The organism is Flavobacterium aurantiibacter, from assembly GCF_002251775.1.
Taxonomy (GTDB): Bacteria; Bacteroidota; Bacteroidia; order Flavobacteriales; family Flavobacteriaceae; genus Flavobacterium; species Flavobacterium aurantiibacter.
Map to the genome: position 1 here is coordinate 1 of NZ_NOXX01000156.1, position 24,295 is coordinate 24,295.

30 protein-coding genes are annotated in these 24,295 nt (G+C 40.1%); 12 read left to right on the top strand and 18 right to left on the bottom strand.

Going from position 1 to position 24,295, the window contains the following annotated elements:
• Positions 1 to 15: 15 nt before the first annotated feature.
• The 7 genes from CHX27_RS03785 to CHX27_RS03815 all read right to left on the bottom strand — a co-directional run bounded on the left by CHX27_RS03785 (position 16) and on the right by CHX27_RS03815 (position 4,240).
• Positions 16 to 492, bottom strand: a complete 477-nt coding sequence (locus CHX27_RS03785; RefSeq protein ID WP_165764425.1) for a GNAT family N-acetyltransferase — start codon at positions 490 to 492, stop codon at positions 16 to 18.
• Between the two features lie 27 nt (positions 493 to 519).
• Entirely contained in the window at positions 520 to 1,233 is a 714-nt protein-coding gene (locus tag CHX27_RS03790) for a phosphopantothenoylcysteine decarboxylase domain-containing protein (RefSeq protein ID WP_094485437.1), read from the bottom strand.
• 110 nt (positions 1,234 to 1,343) lie between these two features.
• On the bottom strand, positions 1,344 to 1,709 hold the full coding sequence (locus CHX27_RS03795; RefSeq protein WP_094485438.1) for a hypothetical protein: 366 nt from the start codon (positions 1,707 to 1,709) through the stop codon (positions 1,344 to 1,346).
• A 2-nt stretch (positions 1,710 to 1,711) separates the two neighbouring features.
• Positions 1,712 to 2,326, bottom strand: a complete 615-nt coding sequence (gene msrA, locus CHX27_RS03800) for a peptide-methionine (S)-S-oxide reductase MsrA (RefSeq protein ID WP_094485439.1) — start codon at positions 2,324 to 2,326, stop codon at positions 1,712 to 1,714.
• Between the two features lie 5 nt (positions 2,327 to 2,331).
• Positions 2,332 to 3,117, bottom strand: coding sequence for a DUF1223 domain-containing protein (locus CHX27_RS03805; protein WP_094485440.1), 786 nt, complete (start codon positions 3,115 to 3,117; stop codon positions 2,332 to 2,334).
• A 5-nt stretch (positions 3,118 to 3,122) separates the two neighbouring features.
• On the bottom strand, positions 3,123 to 3,707 hold the full coding sequence (gene msrB, locus CHX27_RS03810; RefSeq protein WP_094485441.1) for a peptide-methionine (R)-S-oxide reductase MsrB: 585 nt from the start codon (positions 3,705 to 3,707) through the stop codon (positions 3,123 to 3,125).
• 179 nt (positions 3,708 to 3,886) lie between these two features.
• On the bottom strand, positions 3,887 to 4,240 hold the full coding sequence (locus CHX27_RS03815) for a winged helix-turn-helix transcriptional regulator (RefSeq protein WP_165764426.1): 354 nt from the start codon (positions 4,238 to 4,240) through the stop codon (positions 3,887 to 3,889).
• A 116-nt stretch (positions 4,241 to 4,356) separates the two neighbouring features.
• Here CHX27_RS03815 and CHX27_RS03820 point away from each other — a divergent pair, with 116 nt between their 5' ends.
• Genes CHX27_RS03820 through CHX27_RS03830 form a run of 3 tightly spaced genes read left to right on the top strand, consistent with a single transcriptional unit; the run spans position 4,357 to position 6,176 of the window.
• The gene (locus CHX27_RS03820; protein ID WP_165764427.1) at positions 4,357 to 4,779 is read left to right on the top strand and encodes an Ohr family peroxiredoxin; all 423 of its coding nucleotides are present in this window, start codon (positions 4,357 to 4,359) and stop codon (positions 4,777 to 4,779) included.
• Positions 4,780 to 4,798: 19 nt separating this feature from the next.
• Positions 4,799 to 5,776 carry a quinone oxidoreductase family protein gene (locus tag CHX27_RS03825; protein WP_094485443.1) on the top strand — a complete coding sequence of 326 codons (978 nt, stop codon included), beginning with the start codon at positions 4,799 to 4,801 and terminating at the stop codon, positions 5,774 to 5,776.
• 34 nt (positions 5,777 to 5,810) lie between these two features.
• Positions 5,811 to 6,176, top strand: a complete 366-nt coding sequence (locus CHX27_RS03830) for a VOC family protein (RefSeq protein WP_094485444.1) — start codon at positions 5,811 to 5,813, stop codon at positions 6,174 to 6,176.
• 664 nt (positions 6,177 to 6,840) lie between these two features.
• Here CHX27_RS03830 and CHX27_RS03835 read toward each other — a convergent pair.
• A complete protein-coding gene (locus CHX27_RS03835) occupies positions 6,841 to 7,188 on the bottom strand; it encodes a winged helix-turn-helix transcriptional regulator (RefSeq protein ID WP_094485445.1) in 348 nt (115 codons plus the stop codon).
• Between the two features lie 99 nt (positions 7,189 to 7,287).
• Here CHX27_RS03835 and CHX27_RS03840 point away from each other — a divergent pair, with 99 nt between their 5' ends.
• Positions 7,288 to 8,067, top strand: coding sequence for a type 1 glutamine amidotransferase domain-containing protein (locus CHX27_RS03840; RefSeq protein ID WP_094485446.1), 780 nt, complete (start codon positions 7,288 to 7,290; stop codon positions 8,065 to 8,067).
• A 6-nt stretch (positions 8,068 to 8,073) separates the two neighbouring features.
• Complete coding sequence (locus CHX27_RS03845) at positions 8,074 to 8,700, top strand: NADPH-dependent F420 reductase (RefSeq protein WP_094485447.1); 627 nt, start codon at positions 8,074 to 8,076, stop codon at positions 8,698 to 8,700.
• Positions 8,701 to 8,723: 23 nt separating this feature from the next.
• Here the strand turns inward: CHX27_RS03845 and cmk are convergent, their stop codons facing one another.
• The 3 genes from cmk to lon form a co-directional block, all read right to left on the bottom strand.
• Positions 8,724 to 9,413 (bottom strand): (d)CMP kinase, encoded by a 690-nt coding sequence (gene cmk, locus CHX27_RS03850; RefSeq protein WP_094485448.1) that lies wholly within the window; start codon positions 9,411 to 9,413, stop codon positions 8,724 to 8,726.
• Complete coding sequence (gene porQ, locus CHX27_RS03855; RefSeq protein WP_094485449.1) at positions 9,413 to 10,438, bottom strand: type IX secretion system protein PorQ; 1,026 nt, start codon at positions 10,436 to 10,438, stop codon at positions 9,413 to 9,415. Before porQ ends, cmk begins: the two co-directional genes overlap by 1 nt.
• Before the next feature lie 190 nt (positions 10,439 to 10,628).
• Positions 10,629 to 13,088: an endopeptidase La gene (gene lon / locus CHX27_RS03860; protein ID WP_094485450.1), complete on the bottom strand. Its 2,460-nt coding sequence runs from the start codon at positions 13,086 to 13,088 to the stop codon at positions 10,629 to 10,631.
• Positions 13,089 to 13,217: 129 nt separating this feature from the next.
• Here lon and CHX27_RS03865 point away from each other — a divergent pair, with 129 nt between their 5' ends.
• Positions 13,218 to 13,397: a hypothetical protein gene (locus tag CHX27_RS03865; RefSeq protein WP_094485451.1), complete on the top strand. Its 180-nt coding sequence runs from the start codon at positions 13,218 to 13,220 to the stop codon at positions 13,395 to 13,397.
• Between the two features lie 10 nt (positions 13,398 to 13,407).
• On the opposite strand, the gene CHX27_RS03870 is transcribed toward CHX27_RS03865, so the two are convergent.
• From CHX27_RS03870 to CHX27_RS03885, 4 genes are read right to left on the bottom strand one after another with little or no spacing between them, the layout of a single operon-like run.
• The gene (locus CHX27_RS03870; RefSeq protein WP_094485452.1) at positions 13,408 to 14,358 is read right to left on the bottom strand and encodes a DUF6252 family protein; all 951 of its coding nucleotides are present in this window, start codon (positions 14,356 to 14,358) and stop codon (positions 13,408 to 13,410) included.
• A gap of 38 nt (positions 14,359 to 14,396) precedes the next feature.
• The gene (locus CHX27_RS03875) at positions 14,397 to 15,701 is read right to left on the bottom strand and encodes an MFS transporter (RefSeq protein ID WP_094485453.1); all 1,305 of its coding nucleotides are present in this window, start codon (positions 15,699 to 15,701) and stop codon (positions 14,397 to 14,399) included.
• Entirely contained in the window at positions 15,691 to 16,140 is a 450-nt protein-coding gene (locus tag CHX27_RS03880; protein WP_094485454.1) for a hypothetical protein, read from the bottom strand. Before CHX27_RS03880 ends, CHX27_RS03875 begins: the two co-directional genes overlap by 11 nt.
• Positions 16,141 to 16,142: 2 nt before the next feature.
• Complete coding sequence (locus CHX27_RS03885; RefSeq protein ID WP_094485455.1) at positions 16,143 to 17,807, bottom strand: amino acid permease; 1,665 nt, start codon at positions 17,805 to 17,807, stop codon at positions 16,143 to 16,145.
• A gap of 343 nt (positions 17,808 to 18,150) precedes the next feature.
• Between CHX27_RS03885 and CHX27_RS03890 the strand changes: the two genes are divergently transcribed.
• The 3 genes from CHX27_RS03890 to CHX27_RS03900 are packed head-to-tail and all read left to right on the top strand — an operon-like array spanning position 18,151 to position 19,360.
• Complete coding sequence (locus CHX27_RS03890) at positions 18,151 to 18,786, top strand: peroxiredoxin (protein WP_094485456.1); 636 nt, start codon at positions 18,151 to 18,153, stop codon at positions 18,784 to 18,786.
• A gap of 2 nt (positions 18,787 to 18,788) precedes the next feature.
• On the top strand, positions 18,789 to 19,106 hold the full coding sequence (locus CHX27_RS03895) for a thioredoxin family protein (RefSeq protein WP_094485457.1): 318 nt from the start codon (positions 18,789 to 18,791) through the stop codon (positions 19,104 to 19,106).
• A complete protein-coding gene (locus tag CHX27_RS03900) occupies positions 19,103 to 19,360 on the top strand; it encodes a DUF6952 family protein (RefSeq protein ID WP_094485458.1) in 258 nt (85 codons plus the stop codon). The genes CHX27_RS03895 and CHX27_RS03900 overlap by 4 nt, the downstream gene beginning before the upstream one ends.
• A gap of 88 nt (positions 19,361 to 19,448) precedes the next feature.
• Here CHX27_RS03900 and CHX27_RS03905 read toward each other — a convergent pair whose 3' ends face one another.
• From CHX27_RS03905 to CHX27_RS03910, 3 genes are all read right to left on the bottom strand, one after another.
• Positions 19,449 to 19,727: a hypothetical protein gene (locus CHX27_RS03905; protein WP_094485459.1), complete on the bottom strand. Its 279-nt coding sequence runs from the start codon at positions 19,725 to 19,727 to the stop codon at positions 19,449 to 19,451.
• Between the two features lie 24 nt (positions 19,728 to 19,751).
• Positions 19,752 to 19,928 carry a hypothetical protein gene (locus tag CHX27_RS15490; RefSeq protein WP_165764428.1) on the bottom strand — a complete coding sequence of 59 codons (177 nt, stop codon included), beginning with the start codon at positions 19,926 to 19,928 and terminating at the stop codon, positions 19,752 to 19,754.
• A gap of 157 nt (positions 19,929 to 20,085) precedes the next feature.
• A complete protein-coding gene (locus CHX27_RS03910; RefSeq protein ID WP_094485460.1) occupies positions 20,086 to 20,412 on the bottom strand; it encodes a YbaB/EbfC family nucleoid-associated protein in 327 nt (108 codons plus the stop codon).
• A gap of 140 nt (positions 20,413 to 20,552) precedes the next feature.
• Between CHX27_RS03910 and CHX27_RS03915 the strand changes: the two genes are divergently transcribed.
• From CHX27_RS03915 to CHX27_RS15325, 3 genes are all read left to right on the top strand, one after another.
• Positions 20,553 to 22,604 carry a S9 family peptidase gene (locus tag CHX27_RS03915; protein ID WP_094485461.1) on the top strand — a complete coding sequence of 684 codons (2,052 nt, stop codon included), beginning with the start codon at positions 20,553 to 20,555 and terminating at the stop codon, positions 22,602 to 22,604.
• Between the two features lie 81 nt (positions 22,605 to 22,685).
• Complete coding sequence (locus tag CHX27_RS03920) at positions 22,686 to 23,726, top strand: PLP-dependent cysteine synthase family protein (protein WP_094485462.1); 1,041 nt, start codon at positions 22,686 to 22,688, stop codon at positions 23,724 to 23,726.
• Positions 23,727 to 23,743: 17 nt separating this feature from the next.
• Positions 23,744 to 23,947, top strand: a complete 204-nt coding sequence (locus tag CHX27_RS15325; RefSeq protein ID WP_133063410.1) for a hypothetical protein — start codon at positions 23,744 to 23,746, stop codon at positions 23,945 to 23,947.
• The last annotated feature ends 348 nt before the right edge of the window (positions 23,948 to 24,295 follow it).

A 24,295-nucleotide genomic window follows, 5' to 3' on the forward strand; every position in this document is an offset into this window, starting at 1 on the left:
AAGCTGGAAATTAATTTAATACAATTTTTGTCGTGTACTTAGTAACTTCTTATAAAAAATAACTTTATCGTCGCCTTCATCCCAAAAATGTGGCAACACCGCCTGTGCTGTATAACCAATTTTATGATAAAATGCTCGCGTATTGTCGTATCTCGGCTGGCTAGAAGTCTCAACAAGTAAAACTCTCTTACCGGCTTGCGTTAGTAACTTCTCGATGTACAGCATCATTTCTTTACCAATTCCTTTTCCTTGATATGCACCGTGTACCGCAATGGCGTACAGATTAAAAGTTCCGTTGGTGAACTTTTCAGGTACGCAATAGCCAAGTGCAATTGGCCTGTCGTTAAGCATGTAGGTGAACCAAATATCTTCGGAATCGGGATTAATGAAATAATCGGAAATCATATCATCAAGATATTCCGACGGAAATAACGCACTAGAATCTAATACTTCCTTTAATCCTTCAAGATGAAATTTTGTTACCTTTTGCACGTTTGATGTTTTCAATTACAAAAATCTTTAAACTGTTTTTGGATAATCGATTACGTTGTAAAGCGATTTCTGGGTAGCTTCATTCAAGATTGAATACTCCTCGATGGCTTGAACGATATCGACTGCAACTTCTTTTTTAGATTTGAGCGGAAAATGATCCAAATACAATTCCTTACTCAAAATCGAAACTTTATTCGTGTCGTGTCCGAATCCTTGATTATGCGTTGGAGAGTTGATCACAATCAAATCAAAGTTCTTCTTTTCTAATTTAAATTTTGAATTGGTTAATACATCGTTAGTTTCAAGAGCAAAGCCAACAGACTGTTGAAACCGTGTTTTTACTTTCCCAAATTCAAAAGCTATATCAACATTCTTCTTCAACTCTAAAAAGCACGCCTCGTCAATTTTTTTAATTTTTTCTTCAGAAGTCAATTTCGGACTATAATCGGCAACAGCGGCGGCAAAAATGGCAATATCGCAGCTCGAAAAGTGTTTCAAACAAGCATGATACATTTCATTTGCCGTTTTAACAAAAGTGATATTCTCTTCGGGAAAAGAACTGTTTAGGCAAACCGGACCGCTAATGAGTACAACATCGGCGCCTAATTCATGAAGTGTTTCTGCGAGTGCATAGCCCATTTTTCCGCTCGATTCATTGGTAATATAACGTACCGGATCTAGGTATTCTCGAGTTGGACCTGCCGTGATTAGAATTTTTTTATGAATTAGTGAAGATCTCATTTTGTTTGGTTTTTAGGATTATACTACTTGCTTGTTAATTTTAACAATTGTAAAACTATTGTAAAGCTGAGAGTGCTTTTGTCAAGTAGCCGACATTTCGCCTCAATTACTTATAAATTGTCGTAATCGATGTATGTCGAATAGTCCGTAATCCACCAAGTTAGCAATACTAAAAAAGCGACGCTAAGAAAATAATTACGAGAAAAATCGCTTTCAACTTCTCCTAGAAAAACAGCAAACCCAACGAGAACGAACGGAACAATTAATTCGATTAAGCTGTGTATTTTTATTGGTATAAAACGAAGCAGACCCAGTTCAAAGTTCGTTAAAGCGGTAACGAGTAAATGAATGCCTCCTAAACTGGCGGAAGCTATGGCAGCTTTTTCTTCTAATCCGAGTACAAAGGGTGCTATCCATAAGATTCCAACAAACAAATAGTCTATAATGCCGTGTACTTTTGTGTTTACTAAATTCATAATTATCCTTGTTTTTTTAATTTCGATTTAAAAACTTTCTGAAACTTTTCTACTTTAGGTTGAATAACCAATTGACAGTATCGGTTGCTTTTGTTGTTCTTGTAATAATTCTGATGATAATCGTCGGCTTTGTAAAACTGTGCTAAGGGCTCGACGCTTGTAACAATCGGATCATCAAACACTTTGGCTTTTGTTAAAGCCGCAATTATATTTTTCGCCGTCGCTTTTTGCGCAGCATCCTTGTAGAAAATTGCCGAACGATATTGTGTGCCTACATCAGCTCCTTGCCGATTAAGTGTTGTTGGATCGTGAACTTCAAAAAATACTTGCAAAATCTCTTCAAGATTGGTAACTGTTTTATCGTAAGTGATTTGCACAACTTCTGCATATCCGGTTCTGCCAGATGAAACTTCTTCGTAACTCGGATTCACACCTTTCCCACCGGCAAAACCCGAAACGACCGACTTAACGCCATTTAAATCTTCATAAATTGCCTCGACACACCAATAGCAGCCGCCACCGAGCGTAATCGTCTCCAGATTTTCATTGTTTTTCTTCTGTTGAGCAAATGCTCCTAACTGCGCTATCAAACAAATAGCTGTTATGATTTTTTTCATATTGATTAATTTTTAGTGAATATTTCGGCTTGAGATGCGGTAAGAATGGCGCCAGTATCCGATTTTTGAAGGTAAGCTACTACGGTAAAGTCGGTCGATGACCACTGCGGATTAAAGTTAAACGTAACCTCACGCTTAGCATTTACATCATTTGGTACGGTTATAAAATCAAAAACAATATTGAAGTTGGTTTGTTGTAAACCTAAGTTTTCGCCCCGTTTTATATTGGTTACCGATTTCTTCTTCACCACAGCCAAATTTACCACCGTGTTTGCCAGAGCGTCAGTAGCAAAATCGATTTTTAATTGGTTGTTAACTAAAACTGCTTTTGTAATTCGTATCTCGTTCTTGCTAGGTACTTTTAACTGCTGATCAACTAGAATTTTAATCGCATTTTTGTTGCTGCCAACTAATTCATGCGTACCATTAATAATTAGCTGCGGCGTGTAATTGCTGGGGACATGAAGCAGTCGCTCGTAATTATGCTGCCGATTTGAAAACTGAGCTTTACTAAACGGATCTTTCCAACCGATGTAATTCCAATAATCGACGTGAAACGCTAAAGGGATGATTTTTGGATTTTTTAAAGAAGCATATGTTGCCAAAACTTCGTCGGCTGGCGGACAGCTACTACAACCTTGCGATGTAAAAAGTTCCAAGACTGCAAATCCCGGTTCAGCTTTTTTTTCGTTTTGATTTTGACGGTATTCTTTTAAAGAAAAGCCGCATAAAACCAGAAACATGACAATCACCATTGCTACGAGCACGGTTTTGTAAATCGAATTATCCATTCTAATTATTTTTTAGAATCAGGAATAAAATCGAGCGCAATCGAGTTCATGCAGTAGCGTTTGCCAGTAGGTTCCGGACCGTCGTCGAAAAGGTGTCCCAAATGGCCGTCGCAGCGTCCGCATAGCGCTTCAATACGCTGCATACCGTACGAATGGTCGTTCCTGAAAACTATGCTCTTAGAATTGGCCTGTTCGAAAAAACTTGGCCAGCCGCACTGACTCGAGAATTTTGCACCCGAGCGAAACAACTCAAAGCCACAGGCTGCACAATAGTACGTGCCCTTAACATCTGTTTCCCAGTATTTTCCAGTAAAAGGTCGTTCTGTATCGGCCAATCGAGAAACAGCATACAAATCAGCAGGTAGTACCCGCTTCCATTCTTCATTAGAAACACGTAGTTTCTTGGTACTTGTATTGGAGTAGTATGGATTATACGGCTTACTAATCGTATCTTTTATAAAAGAATACGAAACCGATTTTACGGTAGTAGTGACAGGCTCATGAACAACGCCGCCTAAAGTCGAGAAAGTCGTTAATGATCCAATAATTAGCAATAAAGCAAGGCTTAGTTGAACATTGATTTTTTTCATCGTTTATAAATTTTAATGAAACAAATTTATAGCGACGTAAAAAGGTCAAATGTCAGGTACTTTACAGTTTTACCAAATTGTGAATAGATTAACGTTTTTTAAAAACGTTGGTAATAAATTTTGATAATCAAGTATTTAAAGAAGTAAGTCAAAAAAAACTCAGGTAATTTGGACAAAGCCTACTTATCTGATTTGTTATCCTGCTCCAAACGATATGTTTTTCCCCACTCACCCATCGACTGTAATATGGGAGCCAACGTAAACCCAAACTCGGTAATTGTGTACTCTACTTTCGGTGGAACTTCGGCATAAACTTTTCGGTGTATGATACCGTCGTCTTCCAATTCTCTTAATTGAGAGGTTAGCATCGATTGCGTAATTCCTTTTACCGATCGTTTTAACTCACCAAAACGAGCCGGAGAAGTTTGATAAATAGCATTAATCAAAATCGGCTTCCACTTTCCTCCTATAACATGCATCGTTGCAGTAACCGGACAGCTTTTTTCATCAAAAACAAAATTTCTTTCATTCATAAATAACTGATTTTCAACATTAGTATTGTTTTTAATTGTATGTACTAAATAAAACAGTACTTGTATAAATTAATTTAGGTATCTAATTTTGAAATACAAATATAAATTGAAATACATTGAAAAAACAAACAATTTACGAAACAGCCGTAACAACCTCAGCAGGTAGAAACGGTCACGCCAAATCATCCGATGGTTTATTGGATCTCGACATCCGATTTCCCAAAGAAATGGGAGGAACTGGCGATGCCACCAATCCAGAACAACTTTTCGCCGCGGCTTGGTCGGCTTGTTTTGGCACTAGCGTTAGCGTTGCCGCGGGAATAGAAAAAGTTCAAATTGGTTCAGTTCATGTAACTGCAAAAATTGCGGTTTTACAGGAGAACGGAAATTTTGATCTCGGTGCACAATTGCTCGTAAAAATTGACGACGTGGATTACAATACGGCAAAAAGACTGGTAGAAACTGCGAAATCAATTTGTTCCTATTCCAAAGCAACACAAGGAAACATAAACGCCACTTACGAAGTGGTTGCAAACTAATTGAAATCAAAACAAAACCGTGAAACAAATAATCGTAAATGAATTTGGAGCGCCTGAACAATTAGTCCTCCAAGACGTACATAAGCCCGCTGCTGGCGACGGACAAATAGTCATTAAAGTAGAAGCCGCGGGAGTGAATTTCTCCGACGCCATGCAAAGAAGAAATCAATATGTATTTCCTGTTCCTTTACCTTATTTACCGGGTTTTGAAGTGGCAGGTATCGTTACCGAAGTCGGAACCAACGTCGAAAATATTTCTCTCGGTGATCGCGTGGTAGCTATGCTTCCGGACGGCGGTGGTTACGCGGAATATGCCGTTACCGCTTCTTATTTAGCAGCTGTAATTCCACCTAGTATATCTCCACAAGAGTCTTTGGCATTACAAGTTCAAGGATTAACCGCGTTTTTAATGTTGAAAAACAGAGCGAAATTACAAGCCGGACAAACCGTACTTATTCATGCCGCGGCCGGTGGCGTAGGAACACTACTGGTACAAATTGCAAAAGAAATGGGTGCAAGCAAAATAATTGCAACCGCAAGTACGGCTGAAAAATTAGCTTTAGCCAAATCATTGGGAGCCAACGTACTGATAAATTATACAGAAGATAACTGGCCGAAAAAAGTACTTGAAGCAACCACTGGATCCGGAGTTGATTTAATAATCGATTCAATAGGAGGCGAAATTTTGCGTGCAAGCGTTTCTTGTCTAGCGCCTTTTGGCAAGCTGATAAATTTCGGAAATCCAAGCGGTGGATCTACAGCCGTTGAAGCCTTTACGCTGGTCAATCACAATCAATCGCTGCTCGGTTTTGGTTTAGCTAGCTACTTTTCGAAATCCGATTTAATGCAGGAAGCCTACCACTATCTGTTTTCCCAAACGGCTGCTGGAAAACTAAAAGTACACATCGGACAATCCTTTTCTTTAAAAGATGCTGCCGAAGCGCATCATAAGTTAGAAAACAGAAAAACGACCGGAAAAATTGTTCTTATTCCCTAAAAAACTAAAGTAAAACAACTTAATCTTAATAAATATGGTAACTACATTAAATTGGTTTGAAATCCCAGCAACAGACTTCGAAAGAGCAAAAACTTTTTATGCAAAAGTTCTAGACGTGCAAATTCACGACGACCCGAACAGGCAATACGCCTATCTGCCCGCTGATCCTCAAACAGGCGGATTTGGCGGAGTAATCGGTATCGGAGAAAATTTTGTTCCTTCCACAACAGGGACAACTATTTACCTTGATGGCGGAAATGACCTTTCTATCCCGTTAAACAGAGTAGAAAGTGCCGGAGGAAAAGTAATTTTGCCGAAAACTGCCATAGGTGGCAACGGCTTTATTGCACTTTTTATCGACTCAGAAGGAAACAAAATTGGTTTTCATTCCATGGGATAAGACAAACTACTTCTCTGTTTTAAACTAAAGCTGATGGGACTGTTTACAACACTTCTATCAGTTTTATGCTTTAATCTGGGATAGAAATTCACAATTCGTATAAAACCTCCTTATCAAAAATACGACTTCTCATAAACTATTTCTTAGAAAAATCTACGATGCAGGTATTTGTCTTCTGCTCAATAAAGTATCAAGCGTAAATCTAACTTCCAAAAAAATCACAGCCATTTATTGAATACAAGATTTGTCATCGAATACATACATATAGCTTTTCTTCCCAGTACCATTTTGCTGTACCATTCCAAAAAATGATTTAAATTGTTGCTGCCATTGTCGTAATTTTCTTTGGGCTCATTCCAAAACCAATAAAACGAGCAAGTTTACGCCGTAAGTCAAACCACGCTAATTTGATTAAATCCCAACTTCAAGAAATTTAAAAAATACTTCTCTTTCTTAGTTTTGGGCGCTCCCCGACCCCAGCAACCCATCCCTCGGGTCAGGCTTTAAGTTACAACCCGCTTGTTTGTTGTCGTTTGCGGAGCGTTGGCAATGGCTCATTTCAATCGCCACTCCCAACTGCCGCTCACAGCCAACAAACTGCACGGGGTTTCCACTGCAATCCTTAGCGCGGGCAATCGTTACCGCAATTGTGCTCTAAAAATGTTTATTGCTGATTTATATCGTACTCGCGCATCAATTCAAATCCATATTGACGTAAAGAATCAATAATTGCGACCGACTTTAATCCCCGTTCTGTAATCGAATACTCTACACGAGGCGGCACTTCGGCAAAAACTTCTTTTGTAATAAATCCGTCGGCCAGTAACTCCTTCAACGCTTTAGAAAGCATCCGATCGGAGGTATGTGCCAAACTGCGCTGCAACTCGCTAAAACGCCACTTTTTGTCTTTTAACCGCCATAAAATGGGCATTTTATAGGTTCCTCCTATTTTACTCAGTGCAAACTCCACCGGATTGTGAAACAAGTGATTGTCTTTGATAAAATCGGGCATACTTACATCTTTGTTAGTTACTTACAAATATACGTAGTCGTTACTAATGATATAAATAGACTCTAACTTTGTTTTGTACAATCACAATAAAAATATCATATGAAATTTCAAAAAGAAGTATATAAATACTTGCATTATCACGGTGCACCATCCCAAGGTAAAATTCTCATGGTTGCGAGCTCGCCATCAATTAGCGAACAAACAGGTTGGCCCATCGGGTTTTGGGCCGCCGAATTAACGCATCCTTTACACGTATTTCAGGAAGCTGGTTACGAAATCGAATTAGCTTCAACAAAAGGCGGATTCCTAGAAATGGATACTTACTCCAACCCTACCGACGCCAGTGGATATGCAGCACACGATATAATCACGTTAGGCTTTCTACAAAAAGAAACATTCAGCGCTCTGCTTACTAACACCAAATCAATCACCGAAGTTAATCCCAGCGATTACGACGGCATTTTTCTTGTTGGCGGCCAAGGTCCTATGTACACTTTTCGAGCTAACCGCGATTTAGAAAAACTGTTTGTTGCCTTCTACGAAAGTGGAAAACCAGCAGCGGCCGTTTGTCATGCAACTACACTACCACTTGAAGCTCGAAAATCGAATGGCGATTTATTAGTTACGGGGAAATCGTGGACTGGATTTGCTGATGCAGAAGAGGATTATGCAGATCAAGCAGTTGGAATGAAAATTCAACCTTATCGCATTGAAACCGAAGCTCGAAAAATAGCTGAAACTACGTTTAAAGTGGCCGCGCCATTCAGTTCGTACGCCATCGCCGACGGAAATCTAATCACGGGTCAGCAGCAAAACAGCGGTGCAGCAGCTGCAATGCTAGTTGTAGAACTTCTTAATCAATCAAAATCAACAAACTAATTAAAAATGAAATTAGCCTTTATCGGAATCGGAAATGTGGGCTTTGCATTAGCTAACCGGTTGCAAAACGCGGGACATGATGTTGTTATTGCTGCAAATGAGATAACAGATTCGGTACAAAAAGCCGTTGACAATAACCCGCAGTTATCTGTTATGGAAATCCAAAATGCAATTAATTATGCGGAAGTCGTATTCTTGGCAACGCCGTTTTCTGCAAACCAAGAAATACTAAAAAATGTACACTTTGCCGGAAAAACCTTAATCGATTGCACAAACCCAGTCGGACCCGGAATCACCCACGGCTTACAAAGCGAAATATCTGGAGGCGAAAAAGTACAGCAATGGGCACCTACTGCACAAGTAGTTAAGGCATTTACCATTTACGGATTTGAAAACTTTGCCAACAGTACGTACTCGAACTATAATGTAAAGCCCGTAATGCTGTTAGCTGGCAATGATAAAACTGCCAAACAAAAAGTAACCGAATTATGCACGGATCTTGGCTTCGAAGCTTTCGACACAGGAAATATCGATCAAGCTCTACATCTTGAACACCTAACTCTTTTGTGGGTAAAAATGGTACGACGAGATAAACATCACCCAAATTTTGTTTGGGCTAAGCTCGAAAAGTAACTATCACAAATTCGTACGGAATACTAGCCAATACGTTCGTGGGCGAGTTTAAGAATAAGTTCAAATTGTTGTTCTCGCGATAGATTTGAATTATCAATCTCTATCGCATCAGCAGCTTTAACTAAAGGCGAATCACTTCTACTGCTGTCGATACGGTCGCGCTCGACTACATTTTGAAAAATCTCGTCGTAGCTTACTATTTCTCCTTTTGCCAGTAGTTCGTCGTAGCGGCGTTTTGCACGAATTTCCGCCGAGGCTGTTACGAATAGCTTCAACTCTGCATTCGGAAATACCACCGTTCCAATGTCCCGGCCATCCATGACAATCCCTTTCTCTTCGCCCATTTTTTGCTGTTGGGCAACGAGTAATCGGCGTACTTCCGAAACGGCTGCTACCACACTCACTTGTGCACTTACTTCGAGTGTGCGAATTTGGTCTTCGACATTCTCGTTATTCAGATACATTTCAGCAAATCCGCGCGTTTCATTAAAGATAAAGCTTAACGAAAGCTGATCTAAGGAATTTATCAAAGCTTGTTTGTCGAAAAAATCAGACTTGATAAAACCTTGTTTCATCGCAAATAATGCAACCGCGCGATACATGGCGCCTGTATCAACATATACGTAACCTAATTCTTTGGCAAGTTGTTTTGCCATGGTACTTTTTCCCGTTGAGGAATGTCCGTCGATTGCAATAATGATTTTCTTTTTCATCAGAATTCTTCTCCGAGATTAATTGTTAAGCCAAAAAGAGAACTGTTTGCTGCCAAAGTATAGCGCGCGTAGGAATAATCGATTTTTAAGCGCCCCATTCGCAAGCCAAATCCAACTGAAAGTCCAGAGAAATTGCGTTGTTCCAGCAATCGTAGTTCTTCTGCTCTTCGAAAATTATACCCTAAGCGTATGTTAAAACCTTTCTGAGGAAAAAGTTCTGCTCCCAAAATCACGTGACGCAGTGCGTTGTTAAAAAATGAGACTTTCTCGGGTGTACTTCCGCCATCGAGATTGCCTTCAGCCCGAGCCGGATTCGAAAAAGCCACCTGCCACTGTTGTAAGTTTTCGAGCGTTAAGTGCCAACGAATGGGAACATTTTCTAGTTCTTGCGAAATTCCAGCAATAATTTCAAATGGAAGCGGCTCGCGTTCGCCGGCATATGTAGTAAATTGCGTTCCCATATTTCGTAATACCAGAGCGTAATTTATGTCGTTATCTTCATCGATATAAATCGCTCCAATATCTACAGCGCCGCCAATACTGTTGTACGATTCTAAAGTTGATGTTATGAGCTTAGCATTGGCACCAATATACAGTTCGGTAAACGGAACATTGTAAGCATAACCAAAACTGAGCGAAGCTTCACTACCGGTAAAATCGGCTGTTCTCACGCCATTCTCGTCGTAACCTTCAAAATTGCCGTAGTTGATGTAATTCATTCCTGCATGGAAAGTTTGCACATGACGGTCGTATGTATAGGCATAAGCTGCCGTTCCGTATGCCACTTCTCCAAATAAATTACCGTAGTTCATGGCCAAACGTTGGTCCATTTCTTCATTAATTACTGCGGGGTTAAAATGTGCTGAATTTACGTCTTGGTCGCGAATGGTAATTACTTTTCCGCCCAAAGCCGATTGTCGTGCGGATGTCGTTAATCCTAAAAACTGATAGACCGCTCGCCCTCCTATTTGTCCGAAAGCTACAGCTTGAAAAAGCAGAAAAAATAAGCAAGCGTTTTTAGTCATAGTAAAAGTTCAAGCCATCGAAACAGCAGATACAGCAACGAATTCGCTGGTTGCTATACTTAGTATAACGAATTTGCGAAGATATTATTTTTGCTCGAAGCGTTACGACAAATCTGTCAACATAGCTACAAGTAATTTACTTCTGCAACTCACCGATTTTTGGCTAACGAAAACCGTAAAGCTAAATCGATTAACTGTAAATCAGATTTTTAGGATTTTTAACCTTCTTGTCGGTTACGGCCAAGGCTACAACTTCGTGCATTTCTTTTACGTAGTGAAAATTCAATCCCGCCAAATACGTCTGATTAATCTCATCTACATCTTGCTTGTTATCAATACAAAGAATAATGTCTTTGATGTTGGCACGCTTCGCTGCTAAGATTTTTTCTTTAATACCTCCAACAGGCAACACTTTTCCACGAAGTGTTATTTCGCCAGTCATTGCTAGGCTTTTCATCACTTTTTGTTGTGTAAATACCGAAACCATCGAGGTCAGCATGGCGATACCTGCACTTGGGCCGTCTTTAGGTGTAGCGCCTTCTGGAACGTGAATATGAATGTTATTTTGAGACAAAACTTCCGGATTGATTCCCAACATTTGCGCGTTTGATTTAATAAACTCCAAGGCAATTGTTGCAGATTCTTTCATCACCGAACCCAAATTTCCTGTCATCGTTAATTTTCCATTTCCTTTTGTAACTAACGACTCGATGAAGAGAATATCGCCGCCAACGCTGGTCCACGCCAAGCCTGTTACCACACCTGCAGTATCGTTATCTTCGGCTTTGCTGCGCTCTAAACGCGGTGCCCCAAGTGCTTTTACAATATCTTCATCGGTAATTTTTTGGTTGTACGGCTCGTCCATAGCGATCGATTTTGCCGCGGAACGAATTACCTGTGCAATTTTATTTTCCAAGCCACGCACGCCCGATTCGCGGGTATAGCCTTCTACAATTTTTTCGATTTGTTTTTTGCCAATCGCGAGTTGTTTACTCGTTAAACCGTGCGCCGCCAATTGTTTTGGAAACAAATGACTTTTCGCGATTTCGATTTTTTCTTCGATCGTGTAACCCGACATCTTGATGATTTCCATACGATCGCGCAAGGCGGGTTGTATGGTTTGTAAGGTGTTGGATGTGGCAATGAACATGACTTTCGATAGGTCGTAACCCAATTCAACAAAATTGTCATAAAACTCACTGTTTTGTTCCGGATCGAGTACTTCGAGTAAAGCCGACGATGGGTCGCCTTGGTGGCTATTCGATAATTTATCGATTTCATCGAGCACAAATACGGGGTTGGATGTTCCCGCCTTTTTCAAACTTTGAATGATCCGACCGGGCATTGCGCCAATGTACGTTTTTCGATGTCCGCGAATTTCAGCTTCGTCGCGCAAACCACCTAACGAAATGCGCACGTATTGCCGTCCAAGCGCTTGAGCAATCGACTTTCCGATCGAGGTTTTCCCAACACCTGGAGGTCCAGTTAAACAAAGTATCGGCGATTTCATATCGTTGCGCAATTTCAAAACTGCGAGATGTTCGATGACGCGCTTTTTAACGTCTTCCAAACCAAAATGTTCTTTATCGAGAATTTTCTGCGCTGCGTGTAGGTCGAATTTATCTTGAGAAAATTCGTTCCAAGGCAATTCGATCAATAATTCGAGGTAGTTTCGTTGAATACCAAAATCAGGCGATTGCGGATTCATGCGTTGCAGACGGTTAAGCTCTTTTTCGAAATGTGTAGCCGTTTTCTCGTCCCACTTTTTCTCACGCGCTTTGTTGCGCATTTCTTCGATTTCTTTGTCGTGTGCACCTCCGCCCAATTCTTCCTGTATGGTTTTGAGTTGCTGATGCAGAAAGTACTCGCGCTGTTGCTGATCCATGTCGGAACGCACTTTGCTTTGAATATCGTTTCGAAGTTCAAGACGTTGGTACTCGAGATTTAGGAAACGTAGCGTTTCGAAAGCGCGTTCTTTGAGGTCGTTTATAACCAAAAGTTGTTGCTTTTCTTTGACGGTCAGGTTCATGTTTGACGAAATGAAATTGACCAAGAACGATTGCGATTCGATATTTTTTATCGCGAAAGTAGCTTCGGTTGGAATGCTCGGACTTTCGAGTATGATTTGCGTAGCTAATTCCCGCAACGAATCGATTAACGCCGAGAATTCCTTATCGCCTTTTTTGGGTTTGGTTTCTGGATACTCTTTGATGGTTGCCATCATGTACGGATTATCCTGTGTAATGGCATCGATTTCAAAGCGCTTTTTTCCTTGCAGAATTACAGTTACGTTTCCATCGGGCATACGTAAAACGCGCAAAATTCGGGCTACAGTTCCAATTTTATGAATGTCGGCTGGCGCCGGATCGTCGTCGTCTTCGTTAATTTGACTAACAACACCTATAACTTTTCCGTTAGCATTTGCGTCGTTGATGAGTTTTATGGATTTATCGCGTCCGGCGGTAATAGGAATAACTACGCCGGGAAACAATACGGTGTTTCGCAAAGGAAGAATAGGAACTTCGGCCGGAAGTACTTCTCTGGACATTTCTTCTTCATCTTCGGGAGAAAGCAGCGGAATCAATTCGGATTGCGAATCGAGATCGCTCAGTGACAAATTGTCAATACTTAGGATTTTGTGATTTGGCATATAAAAATAACGTCATTTTGTCAGCGATTGTTATGGAACGAAAATTCGAAATAAACAATCGGAGGCTTATAATATTGATTTAGTGTTAACTATCGAATATCTATCGATGTTTTCAGTGCGAAAAGGGCAATGATTGTGCCAATTTACGACGATTTTTTGGAAACGACTGCCCAGCCCGGATTGAAGCGAAAAACCCGTAAAGCCAAAACGCCTGTTTTGCCGAAGGCAGTGGCGACCGAAGGAAGCCTGGTGCTGCACGGGGCAAAACAAGCGTTTTTGCTGCGGCTTTGTAGTGTAAAGCCGGAATAGCTGCCAAAAATTAATCGGTATTATCGATGTAAGTGACGTTGTTGAAGACGCCTTCGGTAACGTCCATGGAACCGACTATGGCTCCGGTAAGATCCATTTTAAAGAGTTTAATTTGGAACGTACCCGAAATTTTATTTGCGACGACATCGTGTGACGAGATCGTTATGTTGCCCACAACAGCCGAAGGATTAAATGGATTTATACTACTGAAAACTCCGCTGGGGCTCGTGATTAATGGTGTGTACAAGATAGAAGCTTCGATGCCCGATATTGGGAAGGTAAATGAACTTGCGTTGTCATCGAAATCTAATGCCATTGATTTGTTATCGCCCATGCCAATAATGCGCAAACGCTTGGGTACAGTGGATGATAAGCCGTTTTCTAAGGTTGCAATGATGCTTGAAGCCGTAAAAAGCGAGCCATCTAATTTTGCAGAAAAGGTTCCGCTGCTTGGCCCATTGCTGCCTGTAGTGTAAGGAATATTGAATACTCCAGAGGTTAATGATTTAGGTTGGAACTCGTCGCCCGGATTGTCGACATCGTTCGAGTGAGCGATAAATTCGAAAGTTCCGCTAATCATCTGTGTGTTTTGATTGATGCTAAGAATCTTAAAAACACCGTTTGGTTGGGGTCCGTTTGGTGTTTGCTCTATATTGGTGAAGACAAACGCGACATCGTTTGTTGGTGCGTACGTAGCGAAAACTTCGTTAGTAAATGAGCCTGTTTGTGTAGATGCAACATTTATGGAAATAGTAGCATCGGAAGTATCAGAACCTGCGAAAATTGCAATCTGGCCGTTTGAGATGACTGCGGTAGCATCACTGGATGTGAATAACTCGCCATCAACGTTTACTTGGAACGACTGTTGTGTTAGATTATCGAGAATTGCGGGATCGATAGGTTCGGTTTCACATCCGAGCAGAGCGACGAGGGTGAAAGTGATAAGCAAAAGCTTTTTCATAAAATTGTGCTATAAAATAATAACGCAATATTAAGGAATTAAATTGTTCTTTTTTCTCGGTTCGCGAATGTTAAAATTACGATTCCGATGAGGAAAAAGACAATTAAAAATAAGATTGCGTTTTGTACGCGGCCGGTTTGATCGGCAACAAAACCGTACATAAACATACCAATTACAATGCCTATTTTCTCGGCTACGTCGTAGAAGCTAAAGTAGGACGTAGTATCTTCGGTTTGAGGAAGTAATTTAGAATAGGTTGACCGTGAAAGGGATTGGATTCCGCCCATAACCAAGCCAACGAAAGCGGCAACAATGTAAAACTCGTTTGGTGTTTTTACGAAATAAACGGCGCTGCAGAGCACCAACCAAAAAACGTTTATGCCGATAAGCGTCGGAATATTACCGAATTTCTTGGAAGCACGTGCGGTGAGGACCGCTCCGGCAACTGCAATTAATTGAATGAGAAGAATTGTAGTGATTAAACCGAATGTACGCTTGCTATCTGATCCCCAATCGATTTCCTTTTCTCCGAAATAGGCCGCAGCAATCATAACCGTTTGAACACCCATAGAATAGACGAAGAAAGCAAGCAAATACTTTTTGAGTTTGTGTTTGGTTTGCAATTGTTGCCACACTTTCCGGAGTTCTTTAAAACCGGAAAAAACTACTGATTTGATAAGTTTTTTCTTATTAGAAAAATCGGGTAGTTTGCGGTAAGCAACTTGAGCAAATCCGAGCCACCAAAAACCAACCAATAAGAACGATACGCGCATAGCAGCTAGTTCATTTTCAAAGCCGAAAATGTCGTACTTGAGAACCATGAATAAATTGATTAGCAACAAGATAACACTTCCTATGTAACCTAAAGAATAACCTTTAGCACTAATTTTATCTTGCTGCGATTCGAGTGCGATGTCGGGCAGATACGAGTTGTAAAAAACTAAACTTCCCCAATAGCCAATGAGTGCAAACATATAGGTTAAAAGTCCGAGGAAGGCATGCTCGAGCGAAAAAAAATAGAGTAGCATACACGAAACTGAACCGATGCCACAAAACAGTTTTAGAAAGAATTTCTTATTTCCGAGATAATCGGCGATTCCCGACAAAATCGGTGAAATAAAAGCTACAATCAAAAATCCAACAGCGGTAACGTACGAGATAATCGATTCCGACTTAATAACTTCTCCGCCTACTTCGATGCCGTCTTTGTGGGCAAGTCGAAACAACGCTCCGTAAAAGAGCGGAAAAATCGATGAGGTAATAACTAGCGCATATACCGAATTTGCCCAATCGTAAAATGCCCAAGCGTTAAGAACTGATTTCGAACCTTTTTCAAATGACATTTTCAGTGGTTTTATCAACTATACTTACGTTTAGCGCGGTCGAAATTTCGGCCGCAGTATTGTGTGCATAGCTGTGATTTACGGTGGAATATACTCGTAAAATTTGATTGTCGAAAGATACTTGCACTAACAAATCGTTAACTTTATGTTCGCCGCGGTTTGCCAAATTTTTAGCCGATTCGATAATCACTTTTTCTACGTTTACTAAAGAATGCCACTTTCCGAAATGAAAGTTTGAAATGGCAATAGTTTTGCGATAGCGCTTTTTAACCACATCGAGTTGAACACCTTCGGAAGTAAGTAAGACCACGGCAATTGCAAAATACAAAATAGATCTCCAACTAAAATCTTCGCTTATGCGCAGAAAAAAGTTAACGAATAATAAAATTGCTAGTACGTTTGTAATGCCGTGCTTAGGTTTTGTATATGAATAAATCATACCTACGATTTTGATAAGTTGCTTTTTCTGTATCCGTAAAGGAAATAAATCACCAATCCGATTAATAACCAAATTCCAAACCAGGTCCAATTTGTTGCCGACATACCTGTAAGCAGATAACAACATGAAAGTAAGCCAAGTAGCGGAATCAAGGATAAATTTTTGGTAAAGGCAATAGGCATCATTACAACCGTGAATAGCAAGAAAACTAACATCGGAATTTTCGTATCGGCTGCTTCTGCTAGATTAAACGTATCGGCGTAAAAATCGGGAAGTAGCAGCTGCAATCCGATTAGCACAGCGATCATAAAAATCGGGTAAATGTACTTGGAGTTGATGTATGGAATTTTGAATTTTCCGGCACGTGCTTCGAGTTCTTCTTTGCTTTGTGGCGAAAGCATTAATACGCCGCCGCACACAAGTACGAACGCAAACAAAGTTCCGATACTGGTGAAATCGAGTACAAAATTCTCGTCGGTAAAGAAAATTGGAACTCCTACCACCAAACCAGTAATTAATGTCGCAAATCCCGGTGTTTTATGTTTGGGATGTACTTCGGCAAATTTTTTCGGCATCAGGCCATCGCGCGACATCGTCATCCAAATGCGCGGTTGCCCCATTTGGAATACAAGCATTACGCTTGTCATCGCAACTACTGCGGCAATTGAAACGATAAATAACATCCATTTAACGCCTTTGAGTGCGAAAATTTCGGCGAGTGGATCGCTCACACCAAGTTGGGTGTAGCTTACCATCCCAGTAATAACCAATGCCAAAATGATGTAAATAATGGTGCATGCCACCAGCGAATAAATCATACCGCGCGGTAAATCGCGTTGCGGATTCTTACTTTCTTCAGCTAAAGTCGAAACGGCATCAAAGCCAATATAGGCAAAGAAAACTGCCGAAACGCCAGCCATAACGCCACCAAAACCGTTAGGCATAAAAGGCGTCCAATTGTCGATGTCGATATACCAAGCGCCTACGATAATTACCAAAACAATTATGGCCAACTTAATGTATACCATCAAATTGCTGAAGTTCTTTGATTCTTTAGTGCCAATATATACCAAAGCCGTTATAATAACATTAATAACTACAGCAGGTAAGTCGAAAATGATGCGCAGGCCACCGATAACGGGCGCGGTGTTCCATGCGGTAAGCCCCTCACCTACTTTATTTTCGGTGAATGCTAAATGTGCGGCATGGTAATTTATGGTTAAGTATTCTGGAATATGAAGTCCGAAACTACTCAATAAATTAGTGAAGTATCCGCTCCACGAAAATGCGATATAAATATTACCAATGGAATATTCCATCAGTAAAGCCCAGCCGATAATCCACGCGAAAAGTTCTCCAAAAGATACGTACGCGTAAGTATATGCCGATCCAGACACGGGAACTCGACTCGCAAATTCCGCGTAGCACATCGCTGTAAAGCCACAGGCAATAGCGCAAATAACGTACAGCAAAACAACACCTGGACCACCGCTAAAGCACGCATTTCCAATGGCGCTAAAGGTTCCACCGCCTATAATGGCTGCGATTCCGAAGAAGGTTAAGTCTTTAACAGTTAAAACGCGATTTAAGCCGCTGTGGTGCGAATCGTCGGTATTATCTTGTGCTGCTGCGAGCGGTTTCTTTCGAAATAAAGACTTAAAAGACATCGATTTTGGTTTACGGTTAGAAAACAAATATAGCTAAATACCTCTGTTTGTCAGATAATTTTTGGAAGCGCGCGTTAAACCTGTAACCAATTGATTATGTGATTTAAATACCTGTTTGTATTCTTAACTACCTCATTTTAAAGCGTTGATATCGTTGCACGTTTTACCTAAAATCATGTTTCATTTGTGAAGTATTTGTTTTAAAAATTTTGGTAGCTGTTGAAGGCGTCGCAGTCAAGTTTATAGCTAAACCTTATAGCTACATAATTTTATATCATAAACATCTATATCGAAAAGCAATAAACGCCGTACTTTTGCCCTAGAAAATTAAACCATCATTTATATGTCATTAGTAGGTAAAAAATTTCCAAGTTTAGCAGTTGATGCGATCTCTTTCATGGGTGATAACATGAAGATCAACGTTTTCGAAGAAGCGGTAAACAACAACAAGAAAGTATTGTTATTCTGGTATCCAAAGGATTTTACATTTGTATGTCCTACTGAATTACATGCGTTTCAAGCTGCTTTGCAAGAATTTGAGTCGCGCAACACTACTGTAATTGGTGCGTCGTGTGATACCAACGAGGTTCACTTTGCGTGGTTAAATACTTCAAAAGAAAACGGCGGTATCGAAGGAGTTACTTATCCAATTTTGGCCGACACTGCGCGCAACTTATCAAGTATTTTAGGTATTCTCGATATCGAATCTAGCGAATACAACGAAGAAGTTGATTCAGTAATCATTGAAGGTTCAAACGTAACGTTCCGTGCAACTTACTTGATCGACGAAACTGGAAAAGTATTCCACGAATCGGTTAACGATATGCCTGTAGGAAGAAATGTTAAAGAGTATTTACGTTTAATCGACGCTTACGCGCATGTACAAAAATTCGGAGAAGTTTGTCCGGCAAACTGGGAAGAAGGCAAAGAAGCGATGCACGCGACTCGTGAAGGCGTTGCGTCATATTTAAGTCACTAATCATGTTAGTAGAATTAACAGCAGATAATTTATCCGAACTTGTTGCACAAAATGCGAAAGTAGTTGTGCAATACTCGGCGAGCTGGTGCGGAAACTGTCGCATCATGAAACCGAAGTTCAAAGTGATGTCGGAACAGCACACCGACAAAGTTTTTGCGATCGTGGATGCCGAGAAGTTTCCCGAAAGTCGAAAACTAGCAAACGTTTCTAATTTGCCCACTTTTGCCACTTTCGTAGATGGTAAATTGGTCGATCAGATTCAAACCAATAAAGTAGAAGGATTGACGAACTTAGTTAATGAAATTTCGGTTGCCTCATGAAACTACCCGTCATAAAACACCTGACACAATTTATTGAAGATAACGATCGCGATTACGTCGTAGAAGCAATCGAAGTTTTGGAGAACCTAACAGAAGTTCCGAGTTTAAAAGACGAAGAACTCGATGTAATTGGAGAACTGATTTCCAATATGTACGGCGCTTTAGAAGTAGATGCATTGGTTAAATCCGGCGTTGATCGCAAAGAAGCTTTAAATAGCTTCATGAGTCGAGTACTCGGCTCGATCGATAAATAATTTTGGAGTTTTTAGATTTTAGATTTTTTTTTCAGAAATGCCTCGAATTTGTTCGGGGCTTTTTTGTTTTGAGCGCGAACAAAATTTCTTAAGTCTTGTTTTGTAATCGACTCACGCGCTCAATTTCTTTGCGAAGTTCTTGCTGGTCATAGTCGCTCGTATCTTCAAGTGCCAGAGCTAAATCGGTGAAAGATATTTTTTTCAATAAATAATAATGAATCAACGTGTATTTAATTGAATACATGTCGTATTGCGCGATGATTTCAAAATTTTTCTGAAGAAAGTCACCCGAATGGAAAACTAATTTTAGCGTATTTGCCGTGCCTGTTGAAAGTTTAGGATTAAGAATATGTCGATCATCATTCATTAATTTTCCATGATAATCGCAGACCTATAACTCTATTCGTTTTATGGATTCCAGTTCGTACCGTTCTTCTTCAACTTCAATAAAATCATTTTCAAAAATTATGAAACCCGATAAAATACTTTTGAGCTTCTCGACTTCGAAAAACGACATCACCAGAACGTATAAAACCCAAGAAAACCAAATTACAATCACAAAAGTCATGATGTAACGGCAGTAATTTCCCCAGTCTTGCGAATGAGCAAACAAGGGTAAAACCACAACTGAGCCTAAAAAAACAACTTTATTGTTTGTCCATCGAAAACCTGGTTTTGGGTAAAATACAGCAAACTTTATTAAATTTTCATTGCAACTGTACTTTTTACTTAAACAGCTGGTCCATCCCAGGCAGCATCGGCATATCTACTTTCGCAACCTCTTCCAATACTTTAGATTCATGTGTTTTAGCCACCGCAAGTGCTTTGTTTAAAGTTACTACCAGTAAATCTTCTACAATTTCTTTGTCCGCTAAAAGATCCTCTGAAATAGAAATATTTTTAATCGATCCGGCGCCAGTAACTACTACTTGTAAAGCACCATCGGCAGCAACCTCCGAAACTTCGAACAATTTTAAATCGGCTTTTGCCTTTTCCATTCGATCTTGGGTTTCTTTCAATTTACCCATCATTCCCATTAAATCGCCAAACATAATCGTTAATTTTAAAGGGCAAATGTACTAAATTGCAGCAGTCTTAATCGCACACTATGCAACAAGAACTTTCGATAAGCTGCTTATTTTTGATAAGCTGTTTTACATCCAATTTTGCACAAGAAAACAAACCCATAAAAATGAGTCAACCGCCTGTAGCTAAAGAAATTCCATTTACATTAGAAAAACACAAAGACGTCCGAATCGACCCGTACTATTGGTTAAACGACCGAGAAAATCCGGAAGTAATCGATTATTTAAATAAAGAAAACGCGTACTTCGAAAATGAAACTGCGCACACAAAAGACTTCCAAGTACGTCTTTTCGAGGAAATGAAATCGCGCATCAAAGAAGACGACCAGTCGGTTCCCTACAAATTTAACGGCTACTACTACATTACGCGCACTGAAAAAGGAAAGAACTATCCGATTTATGCTCGTAAAAAAGAATCGTTAACTGCCGCTGAAGAAATTCTGTTCGACTGCAATCAAATGGCCGAAGGGTACTCGTACTTTTCGTTATCCGGCGTAAGTATTTCACCCGACAATAAATACGCGGCTTTTTGTTTAGATGTGGTTGGCCGACGCATATACACACTCCGCATCAAAAATTTAGAAACGGGAGAAATTTTAGCCGACGAAATCAAAAATGTAAATCCGGAAGTCGTCTGGGCGGCCGATTCTAAGACATTATTCTACACGACCAAAGACAGCGTTACTTTGCGTTCAGATAAAATTTGGAAATACGTGCGCGGGAGTCAAACCGATTCTGCTGCACTCATTTACGAAGAAAAAGACGAAACTTTCGATGTAAGTATCGAGAAATCAAAGTCTAAAGAGTTCATTTACATCATTTCTTCCAGTACCTTAACTACCGAGTATCGTTTGCTTCGCGCAGATAATCCAGATGGAAAATTCAAAATCTTCCAGAAACGCAAACGAGGTGTCGAATACTCGATTTCACATTTTAACAATATTTTTTATATTCTTACCAATAAAGATAAAGCAACCAACTTTAAACTGATGATGTGTTCGGTAGATGAAACCGGTTCAAATTATTGGAAAGAATTTATTGCACACCGAAATAACGTGCTTCTCGAAGGCATCGATGTATTTAAAGACTTCTTGGTAATTTCGGAACGTTCGAACGGATTAACGCAAATTCGAGTTTTAGGACAGACAAAAAAAGCCGATTATTATCTACCATTCAAATCGGAAACTTATTCGGCGTACACGACAACAAACATCGATTTCGATACGCCGTTGCTGCGATACAGTTATCAATCGATGCTTACACCGCCTTCGGTAATCGAATTTAACATGGAAACCAAACAAAGTACCGTGCTTAAAGAGCAAGAAGTGCAAGGCGGAAATTTCGATAAAAACAACTACATCGAAGAACGTGTTTGGGCTACCGCAACCGACGGAACTCAGGTGCCTATTTCGATGGTATACGCTAAAAATCTGAAAAAAGACGGCTCTAATCCTACCTTGCTCTATGCATACGGCTCGTATGGCGTTACGTTAGATCCGTATTTTTCTACGGTTCGACTCAGTTTACTCGATCGCGGATTTATCTACGCCATTGCGCACATTCGCGGAGGCGAAGATTTAGGGAGAGAATGGTACGAAAACGGAAAGTTACTCAAGAAGAAAAATACCTTTACCGATTTTATCGCGTGTAGTAATTTTTTGATAACGCAAAAATATACTTCACCACAACACCTTTATGCCGAAGGTGGTAGCGCCGGCGGATTACTCATGGGAGCAATCGTGAATATGGCTGGGGAATTGTATAACGGAGTAATCGCACAAGTTCCTTTTGTTGACGTGGTAACAACCATGCTCGACGACTCGATACCATTGACAACAGGAGAATACGACGAGTGGGGAAATCCGAATAAAAAGAAGTACTACGATTACATGAAATCGTACTCGCCGTACGACAATGTTTCTGCAAAAGCATACCCAAATATGTTGATTACAACCGGGCTTCACGATTCGCAAGTTCAGTACTTTGAACCAGCGAAATGGGTTGCCAAATTAAGAAAATTGAAAACCAATCAAAACAAGTTATACTTTTACACCAACATGGATGCAGGACACGGTGGAGCCTCGGGAAGATACGAAGCACTTAAAGAGGTTGCTCGAGAATTCGCATTTTTGTTAGATTTAGAAGGAATAAGAAATTAGGATAAATAATTTTGCTACATTTGCAGATGTTTTCAAGACTGGTTTTTTGACATGATTTCCGGTTATTTTGAATTATAATTTATGAAAGAAGACATAAAAGCTTACGATAACGTATTGAGTTTAATAGGAAATACCCCACTTATTAAGCTGAATAAATTAACAAAGTCTTTTACAGGTAATTTTTACGCAAAGGTCGAAGCTTTTAACCCCGGTCATTCTACCAAAGATCGCATCGCCCTTTATATTATCGAAGAAGCCGAACGACAAGGAATACTTTCGCCAGGTGATACGATAATCGAAACTACCTCGGGAAATACAGGCTTTAGTTTGGCGATGGTTTCCATCATCAAAGGGTATAATTGTATACTAGCCGTTTCCTCAAAATCGTCTCGCGATAAAATAGATATGTTGCGAAGCCTCGGCGCCAAAGTTTACGTTTGCCCTGCACACGTATCTGCCGACGACGAGCGCTCATACTACAACGTCGCTAAACGCCTACACCAAGAAACCAAAGGAAGTATTTATATCAATCAGTACTTCAATCAACTCAACATCGATGCGCATTATAAATCTACTGGCCCTGAAATCTGGGAACAAACCAGCGGCAAAATTACGCATCTCGTTGCTTGTAGCGGAACCGGCGGAACCATCTCCGGAGCTGCTAAATTCTTGAAGGAAAAGAACCCAAATATCCGCATTTTAGGTGTCGACGCTTTTGGCTCGGTACTGAAAAAATACCACGAAACGAAAGAACTCGATCCAAACGAAATTTATCCGTACCGCATCGAAGGTCTTGGTAAAAACTTAATCCCAACGGCAACCGATTTCGATTCTATCGATCATTTCATGAAAGTAACCGATGAGGAAAGTGCACACATGACCCGTGAAATCGCCAAGCAAGAAGGTTTGTTTGTTGGCTATACCAGCGGCGCCGTGATGCAAGCCGTTAAACAATATGCCGAAGAAGGCGAATTCAACGAAAACAGTAATGTAGTTGTAATTTTCCCAGATCACGGATCGCGTTACATGAGCAAAGTGTTCAGCGATGAATGGATGAGCGATCAAGGTTTCTTCGATAGCGTTAACGCCGAAGAAGTTCAAAAGATTGAATTCATTAAATAAGCTTCAGCTATAAAAAAATGAAAGTCGCAGTACTTGCGACTTTTTTTATGTTTTTCCTTTTCGATTTCTTTTTATTTGGGCGTGCCGGCAAAGCAAAACGTTCAATGGAAAATCAGCTACTTTGCCGTCGTGCTTTCCCCTACAATCTGCTTTTTGCCCTTCCTAAATCCCATACAAAAAGCAGGATTTCCGGTACAATCACTCACGCAAGAAAGCGTTAATAATAGATATTTACACCAATGCTATTCTAAAACGCTATTAAAATCAAATCCACTTCATTTATCTTACTAAAAGCTTTATCCACAGTTACTAGAGGGACTTCATAAATAACTGAACTCGCAGCAATAATTGCGTCTGCAAGTTTTAAGATTGTATAATCGTTTTAAATTTATTGTTTCATCCTTGATCTTTGAGCTATAATCAATGTAAAAACAATCATTTACAAGACTTTTAAGCTTTAATTCATCTGCTCTTGTTATCTTGGGGAATCCTAGCAATTCGATTTCCGTAATAAAAGATAAACCAAAATTCTAAGTACACGACAAAAATTGTATTAAATTAATTTCCAG

What these genes read in the sequence shown, in the direction of transcription:
- CHX27_RS03900 (WP_094485458.1), top strand. Translation starts at nt 19,103, where the DNA reads ATGAAACTACCCGTCATAAAACACCTGACACAATTTATTGAAGATAAC.
- CHX27_RS03795 (WP_094485438.1), bottom strand. Translation starts at nt 1,709, where the DNA reads ATGAATTTAGTAAACACAAAAGTACACGGCATTATAGACTATTTGTTT.
- lon (WP_094485450.1), bottom strand. Translation starts at nt 13,088, where the DNA reads ATGCCAAATCACAAAATCCTAAGTATTGACAATTTGTCACTGAGCGAT.
- msrA (WP_094485439.1), bottom strand. Translation starts at nt 2,326, where the DNA reads ATGAAAAAAATCATAACAGCTATTTGTTTGATAGCGCAGTTAGGAGCA.
- CHX27_RS03835 (WP_094485445.1), bottom strand. Translation starts at nt 7,188, where the DNA reads ATGCCCGATTTTATCAAAGACAATCACTTGTTTCACAATCCGGTGGAG.
- CHX27_RS03870 (WP_094485452.1), bottom strand. Translation starts at nt 14,358, where the DNA reads ATGAAAAAGCTTTTGCTTATCACTTTCACCCTCGTCGCTCTGCTCGGA.
- CHX27_RS03910 (WP_094485460.1), bottom strand. Translation starts at nt 20,412, where the DNA reads ATGTTTGGCGATTTAATGGGAATGATGGGTAAATTGAAAGAAACCCAA.
- CHX27_RS03890 (WP_094485456.1), top strand. Translation starts at nt 18,151, where the DNA reads ATGTCATTAGTAGGTAAAAAATTTCCAAGTTTAGCAGTTGATGCGATC.
- CHX27_RS03830 (WP_094485444.1), top strand. Translation starts at nt 5,811, where the DNA reads ATGGTAACTACATTAAATTGGTTTGAAATCCCAGCAACAGACTTCGAA.
- CHX27_RS03805 (WP_094485440.1), bottom strand. Translation starts at nt 3,117, where the DNA reads ATGGATAATTCGATTTACAAAACCGTGCTCGTAGCAATGGTGATTGTC.
- CHX27_RS03875 (WP_094485453.1), bottom strand. Translation starts at nt 15,701, where the DNA reads ATGTCATTTGAAAAAGGTTCGAAATCAGTTCTTAACGCTTGGGCATTT.
- CHX27_RS03845 (WP_094485447.1), top strand. Translation starts at nt 8,074, where the DNA reads ATGAAATTAGCCTTTATCGGAATCGGAAATGTGGGCTTTGCATTAGCT.
- CHX27_RS03815 (WP_165764426.1), bottom strand. Translation starts at nt 4,240, where the DNA reads ATGAATGAAAGAAATTTTGTTTTTGATGAAAAAAGCTGTCCGGTTACT.
- CHX27_RS03895 (WP_094485457.1), top strand. Translation starts at nt 18,789, where the DNA reads ATGTTAGTAGAATTAACAGCAGATAATTTATCCGAACTTGTTGCACAA.
- CHX27_RS03865 (WP_094485451.1), top strand. Translation starts at nt 13,218, where the DNA reads ATGATTGTGCCAATTTACGACGATTTTTTGGAAACGACTGCCCAGCCC.
- CHX27_RS03915 (WP_094485461.1), top strand. Translation starts at nt 20,553, where the DNA reads ATGAGTCAACCGCCTGTAGCTAAAGAAATTCCATTTACATTAGAAAAA.
- CHX27_RS03790 (WP_094485437.1), bottom strand. Translation starts at nt 1,233, where the DNA reads ATGAGATCTTCACTAATTCATAAAAAAATTCTAATCACGGCAGGTCCA.
- cmk (WP_094485448.1), bottom strand. Translation starts at nt 9,413, where the DNA reads ATGAAAAAGAAAATCATTATTGCAATCGACGGACATTCCTCAACGGGA.
- CHX27_RS03840 (WP_094485446.1), top strand. Translation starts at nt 7,288, where the DNA reads ATGAAATTTCAAAAAGAAGTATATAAATACTTGCATTATCACGGTGCA.
- CHX27_RS15325 (WP_133063410.1), top strand. Translation starts at nt 23,744, where the DNA reads ATGAAAGTCGCAGTACTTGCGACTTTTTTTATGTTTTTCCTTTTCGAT.
- CHX27_RS03920 (WP_094485462.1), top strand. Translation starts at nt 22,686, where the DNA reads ATGAAAGAAGACATAAAAGCTTACGATAACGTATTGAGTTTAATAGGA.
- CHX27_RS03905 (WP_094485459.1), bottom strand. Translation starts at nt 19,727, where the DNA reads ATGAATGATGATCGACATATTCTTAATCCTAAACTTTCAACAGGCACG.
- CHX27_RS15490 (WP_165764428.1), bottom strand. Translation starts at nt 19,928, where the DNA reads ATGACTTTTGTGATTGTAATTTGGTTTTCTTGGGTTTTATACGTTCTG.
- porQ (WP_094485449.1), bottom strand. Translation starts at nt 10,438, where the DNA reads ATGACTAAAAACGCTTGCTTATTTTTTCTGCTTTTTCAAGCTGTAGCT.
- CHX27_RS03880 (WP_094485454.1), bottom strand. Translation starts at nt 16,140, where the DNA reads ATGATTTATTCATATACAAAACCTAAGCACGGCATTACAAACGTACTA.
- CHX27_RS03885 (WP_094485455.1), bottom strand. Translation starts at nt 17,807, where the DNA reads ATGTCTTTTAAGTCTTTATTTCGAAAGAAACCGCTCGCAGCAGCACAA.
- msrB (WP_094485441.1), bottom strand. Translation starts at nt 3,707, where the DNA reads ATGAAAAAAATCAATGTTCAACTAAGCCTTGCTTTATTGCTAATTATT.